The following is a 5,468-nucleotide window of genomic DNA, read 5'->3' as shown; positions in this document are numbered from 1 at the left end:
TCGCGATCCGGCGGCGTTTTTGTTTGATGAACCGCTGTCCAACCTCGATGCCAAGCTGCGCGTGCAGATGCGACTGCAAATCAAGGAGATGCAGCGCAATGTTGGCACCACATCGCTTTATGTGACGCATGACCAGACCGAGGCGATGACTTTGGCCGACCGCTTGATCGTGATGAACAGCGGCGTGGCGGAGCAGATCGACACGCCAATGGCGATCTATGACCGGCCCGCAAACATCTTTGTCGCCGGATTCATCGGCTCCCCCGCAATGAATATTCTGCCGGTCACTTTGGCCGCAGATTTCGCCACGCTTGCGGATGGGCAACGTATTGCCATGCAGATACCCGCCGCTGACCGCGCAGGGCAAAAGGCGTTTATCGGTTTGCGCCCGGAACACCTGACGCAGACTGACGAAAGCAACCCGAACGCCATCGCCCTGACGGTGCGCGCGGTCGAAACGCTCGGCGCGGATGCCTACGCCCATGCCGCGCTGACGGGTCATGCAGCGACCGAAGTTGTGGTGCGGGTTCCGGGTGCCCATCCCCCGGCTGTCGGGGCAAAAATGCATGTTCTCGCCGCCCTGGAAAGCACACATCTTTTTGATGCCGCAACCAAGGCACGGATGTAACCCGATCTGGGTCAGGGTTCAGCGGCGCCGTTCCGCCATTGCCGCGTCATATGCCGCAACGAGACCGCGCGCTTTCGCGCGAACGGTTTGCAGGCTGTCGCCGGGCCGATAGACAGCGGTGCCAAGACCGAAGGTTTTGACCCCCACGCGGGTATATTCCGCCATGTTTCCCGCGTCGACCCCGCCGACGGCACCAACGACCGCCCCTTGCGGTAAAACCGCCATCAGCGCAGAAATTCCCGCCGGACCAAGGATCGAGGCCGGAAAGAACTTCAAGCCCGAAGCCCCGGCATCAAGCGCATCGAATGCCTCGGTCGGGGTCAGAACGCCGGGCATCGTGACCATTCCGCGATTGGCGGCATGGGCGATGACACGGGGCCGCATGTTAGGGCTGACCATCAAACGCCCGCCTGCATCCGCGACCTGATCGACGTGACCCGTCGTCAGCATCGTGCCACCGCCAACCAGCGCATGACCGCCATGGGCCTTCGCGATGATTTCAATCGAGCGGAACGGATCGGGGGAGTTCAACGGCACCTCCAATGCCTCGAACCCTTCCGCAATCAGCAGGTCAGCCACTGCTGCGGCCTCCTTCGGGGTGATCCCGCGCAGGATTGCCACCAGCCCGCGTTTCAGTTTCGGCCATTCCACGTTGCCCATCAGAACCTCCAGATTTCACGCGCGGCGGCCAGAAGCCCTTGCCGTGAGGCGTTTTCCGCATCAACAGTTTTCATCGACAACCCGGCGCGGGTCAGGACTGCGGCATAAAGCGCACCCAACCCCTGTTGGCCGACCAAAGTGACGCTTTTCAATGCATTTCCTGCAACTTGGCGACCCACTTCAGCCCCGATCAAGAGGCCAGAAAGCCGCGCCTGAGTCGCTTCGCGTCCGCGATAGTCAAGAAGCTGTCCGGCCCGTAGCGGGAACAGCGCCTCCGTCAGCAAGCCGGGATCGGCCATCGCCTGATCGGCTGCGGCCAGAAAGTCGGGGTCATCGGGCGCAATGGCGTAGGTTTCCGGCATAGCGTGGCGCAGGATGCTTTGCCGCGACAGAAGGTCAAACAATTCACCGGTAATGTAGCTGGCAAAGCCCGTCACCGCACCATCTTGCAAATTTGCCCATTTGCAATGGGTGCCGGGCAGGCAGACCAGCCCCTCGATAGCTTGGTTTGCAAGCCCGAAAAGCTGCGTCTCCTCACCGCGCATCACGTCCGGGTGTGCCGCATCGCGCTGCGCGAGGCCGGGCAGGATGCGGATGTCGCGCGGGTTCGGCAGGTCGGCCAACAAGTGACCGGGCAGCCGCACTGCCTTCGCCGCCAATGCGGTGATCGGTGCAGGTAGATCGGCATAGGGCGCTTCGAACCAGCCCTGACGCGCGCCTGCCATGCCGCAGATAAGAATCGGCAGATCGGCTGGTGCCTCGGCGCGGGCAAGATGCGCGGCCAGCACGGGGGCGAAGCCTGCTGTGACGCAATGGCTCATGCCCTCTGGTCCACGGCTTTCGCCATGCAGTCGGCCATCACGCGCCATCACCCAAAGCCGGAAGCTGGACGTGCCCCAATCAACCGCGACGAAATCCGCCATCATGCCCATTCCCCTAGCGCCCGATATCAACCGGCGGATCGAAGCGACCGGCGAAATCCAGCGGCAGGATGAAGGTCGCTCCTGCGTCCGGTGCCTGCTTACGCGCAGCATGATCCATGTCGTGAAAGGCACTTGTCACCAGCATTTGCCGCGCGTCCCGACCTACAAAAGCCGGGCAGGTCAGATTGGCGGCGGGCAGTTGGAATTCACCTATCGCGCGCCCATCGGGGGCAAAGCCCAAAACCTGCCCGGTGCCAAACATCGCCACCCAAAGATTCCCCGCCGCATCCGTCACGGCACCATCGGGCCAATGCAACCCAGTTATGAAATCCTGCGGTGCCGCTAGTACCCGGCCATTCGTGGGGTCGGTTTCGACACTCTGGATACGCCGTGTCGGTGTATCGGTGAAATAGGCGGTGCGGCCATCGGGCGCGAAACAGATCGCATTGGGAATGGTGATGCCGTCCCACAACTTTTCGACCTTACCGCGAAAGTAACGATAAATGCTGCCCGCACCTTCTTCCGCCTGCCAACCCATCGTACTGATCCAGAAAGCACCGGACGGATGCACCCGCGCGTCATTGGACCGTAGCGTTGGATTGTCGGCCTCTAGGGCCACATGCAAATCCAGCGCGCCGCTGGCCGGATTGCGGAAATAAAGCCCATCCTCCGCCAGCAAAAGCTGACGCCCCTGCGCCGTCACCGCCATTGCACTAGCGGCAAGAGGCAGATCATGCACCACAGTTTCACCCGCCGCGATAAGGCGCATGAACAGGCGCTTGGCCGGGATGTCAAACCACCACGCCAAATCAGTCACGGGGTCATAGCCCGGGCCTTCGCCCAGTTCCAATCTGTGGGGACCCAGCACTACCATTCCGCAAATGACCCATCTGCATGGCGCCAGATCGGGTTGCGCCAGCGGTGGCCCTCGCGCGCGCGCTCAATCACATAGTCCTCGTCGATCTCCACCCCAAGGCCCGGACCCATCGGGATATCAACCATGCCGTCACTATAGCGGAACACGTCCTTGTTCTTGGCATAATCCAGCAAGTCATTGGTGCCGTTGTAGTGGATGCCAAGGCTCTGTTCCTGAATGAAGGCGTTGTAAGTGACAGCATCCAGTTGCAGACAAGCGGCGAGTGCGATGGGACCAAGCGGACAATGCGGGGCGACTGCCACGTCATACGCTTCCGCCATCGTCGCGATCTTGCGACATTCGGTAATGCCGCCCGCGTGGGACAGGTCGGGCTGAATGATATCGACCACCGCCTCCTCAAACACCGACTTGAAGTCCCAGCGCGAAAACAGCCGTTCGCCCAATGCGATCGGGGTGCTGGACAGGCTGGCAATTTCACGCAGCGCCTCACGGTTTTCGCTGAGCACCGGTTCTTCGATGAACATCAGCCCGTAGGGTTCCAACTCCTTGACCAACATGCGCGCCATCGGGCGATGCACGCGGCCGTGAAAATCAACTGCGATGCCGATATTGCGGCCGACCGCTTCGCGTACCAGTGCCACCCGCTCCACCGCTGCGTCAATCTTGTCGTGGCTGTCGACGATCTGCAATTCCTCGGTGCCGTTCATCTTGAGCGCCGTAAAGCCTCGCGCCACGACTTCTTTCGCGCCATCTGCAACATCAGAAGGCCGGTCGCCGCCAATCCACGAATAAACCTTGATCCGGTCGCGGCACTGCCCGCCCAATAACTCATGCACCGGCACGTCAAGCGCACGGCCCTTGATATCCCACAGCGCCTGATCAATGCCCGCCAACGCGCTCATATGGATAGCCCCGCCTCGGTAGAAGCCGCCGCGATACATTACTTGCCAATGGTCCTCAATCCGGCGTGGATCCTGCCCGATCAGGTAATCGGCCAGTTCATGCACCGCCGCCTCTACCGTCAGCGCCCGACCTTCAACGACCGGTTCACCCCAACCGGAAACGCCTTCATCGGTTTCGATTTTCAAGAACAACCAGCGCGGCGGCACTATAAAGGTTTTCAGAGCAGTAATTTTCATCAACGAACTCCTGATCACGCCTCAAAGGGCATCCATTTTATGCGCCATCGCCAAGTCACGCGCCGCCAGATCGAGAATGGCCTCCGCCGCCAATCGCGCGGCTTTTCCATCGCGCAGGCGCAGGGCATCAACCACAGCCCCATGAACGCGGATCGCTTCGGCCCGTTCATCCGGCGACAGAATCGCGGTCGCCTGCAATGCAAATGTCAGCGCGGCGTCGATCAACTTGCCGATCTGGCGAAAGACCGGGTTATGGCTGGCGGCATAAAGCTCACGGTGAAAGATGATATCCGCGCGGGAGAAGTGGTCGATATCACCGCCCGCCGCTTGCATCTCGCGAAACGCTGCGTCGATGGCACCGATTTCAGCCAAGCTCGCGCGCTTGGCGGCCAGTTCGGCGACCAACGGCTCTATCCCGCGCCGGGTTTCGAGGATTGAATCAAACAACCGGTTGTCCAGCGTCCCCTCGGGGTGCCATTCGATAATCTGCGGGTCCAGAATGTTCCAGCGTTCTGGGTCGGCCACCTGCGTTCCGACGCGCGAGCGGGTGACGACAAGCCCTTTGGCATCCAGCGTTTTCAGGGCTTCGCGGATAACCGTCCGGCTGACGCCATAGTCCACACAAAGATCCGGCTCCCTCGGCAGCATTGCGCCCGGCGCAAAACGGCCCGACAGGATGTCACCGGCCAGTGCGCGCACAACATCGGGCATAACACGCGGTCGGCGCAGCTTTGTGGCCTCTGGTGTGATCATCCGTCCGCTCCCGTTCGCCCGGCAATTCATCGCATACTTCATTCATCAGATCAAGAATGTTTGCTGGTATGATGAAATAGATTGGGTCGAATCCAGTGGCGGGAACGGAGACTCGCCCGGTTCAACGGAGGATACCCATGAAATTCCTGAGGAAGGATCTTTGTGCAAGCGCCATCGCCGCCGCACCCATTGTCGCGATGAGTGCGGCTTATGCAGACGAGATAAAAATCGGCTTTATCGTGAAAACGGCCAGAGGAGCCCTAGTTCCAGGACGAATGGAAATTCGCCGATGAGGCTGCTGCCGAAAAGGGCTTCACCTTGGCAGAAATGGGCGCGGAAGATGGCGAAAAGGTCATGTCGGCCATCGACAATCTGGGTGCGCAAGGCGTGCAGGGCTTTGTCGTTTGCACCCCTGACGTGAATTTGGGGTCGGGCATGGTTGCCTGAGCTGCGGCCCATAACATGAAGATGATGACCGTCGATGACCG

General features: G+C 60.7%; 8 protein-coding genes. 3 read left to right on the top strand and 5 right to left on the bottom strand.

The genetic code is table 11. The annotated features are described in order from the left end of the window. Positions 1-628 (top strand): TOBE domain-containing protein (locus L0H65_RS13455; protein WP_301459563.1); only part of this gene is annotated, 628 nt, incomplete at its 5' end. 18 nt (positions 629-646) lie between these two features. On the opposite strand, the gene L0H65_RS13450 is transcribed toward L0H65_RS13455, so the two are convergent. The 5 genes from L0H65_RS13450 to L0H65_RS13430 are packed head-to-tail and all read right to left on the bottom strand — an operon-like array spanning position 647 to position 4,980. After that, on the bottom strand, positions 647-1,288 hold the full coding sequence (locus L0H65_RS13450; protein WP_301459562.1) for a 2-dehydro-3-deoxy-6-phosphogalactonate aldolase: 642 nt from the start codon (positions 1,286-1,288) through the stop codon (positions 647-649). Beyond that, positions 1,288-2,214 carry a 2-dehydro-3-deoxygalactonokinase gene (locus L0H65_RS13445; RefSeq protein ID WP_301459561.1) on the bottom strand — a complete coding sequence of 309 codons (927 nt, stop codon included), beginning with the start codon at positions 2,212-2,214 and terminating at the stop codon, positions 1,288-1,290. Before L0H65_RS13445 ends, L0H65_RS13450 begins: the two co-directional genes overlap by 1 nt. Positions 2,215-2,224: 10 nt before the next feature. After that, entirely contained in the window at positions 2,225-3,079 is an 855-nt protein-coding gene (locus tag L0H65_RS13440; protein ID WP_301459560.1) for an SMP-30/gluconolactonase/LRE family protein, read from the bottom strand. Continuing rightward, a complete protein-coding gene (gene dgoD / locus L0H65_RS13435; protein WP_301459559.1) occupies positions 3,079-4,227 on the bottom strand; it encodes a galactonate dehydratase in 1,149 nt (382 codons plus the stop codon). The genes L0H65_RS13440 and dgoD overlap by 1 nt, the downstream gene beginning before the upstream one ends. A 21-nt stretch (positions 4,228-4,248) precedes the next feature. Next, positions 4,249-4,980, bottom strand: a complete 732-nt coding sequence (locus L0H65_RS13430; protein ID WP_301459558.1) for a FadR/GntR family transcriptional regulator — start codon at positions 4,978-4,980, stop codon at positions 4,249-4,251. Positions 4,981-5,117: 137 nt separating this feature from the next. Here L0H65_RS13430 and L0H65_RS19820 point away from each other — a divergent pair, with 137 nt between their 5' ends. Continuing rightward, the gene (locus L0H65_RS19820; RefSeq protein ID WP_367651998.1) at positions 5,118-5,273 is read left to right on the top strand and encodes a hypothetical protein; all 156 of its coding nucleotides are present in this window, start codon (positions 5,118-5,120) and stop codon (positions 5,271-5,273) included. A gap of 25 nt (positions 5,274-5,298) precedes the next feature. Beyond that, positions 5,299-5,427: a hypothetical protein gene (locus tag L0H65_RS19815; RefSeq protein ID WP_367651997.1), complete on the top strand. Its 129-nt coding sequence runs from the start codon at positions 5,299-5,301 to the stop codon at positions 5,425-5,427. Positions 5,428-5,468: the final 41 nt, after the last annotated feature.

Source organism: Pseudorhodobacter sp., assembly GCF_030452865.1.
GTDB lineage: Bacteria > Pseudomonadota > Alphaproteobacteria > Rhodobacterales > Rhodobacteraceae > Pseudorhodobacter.
The sequence above is the reverse complement of the archived record's forward strand: the minus strand, read 5'-3'. Positions and strand labels throughout refer to the sequence as shown.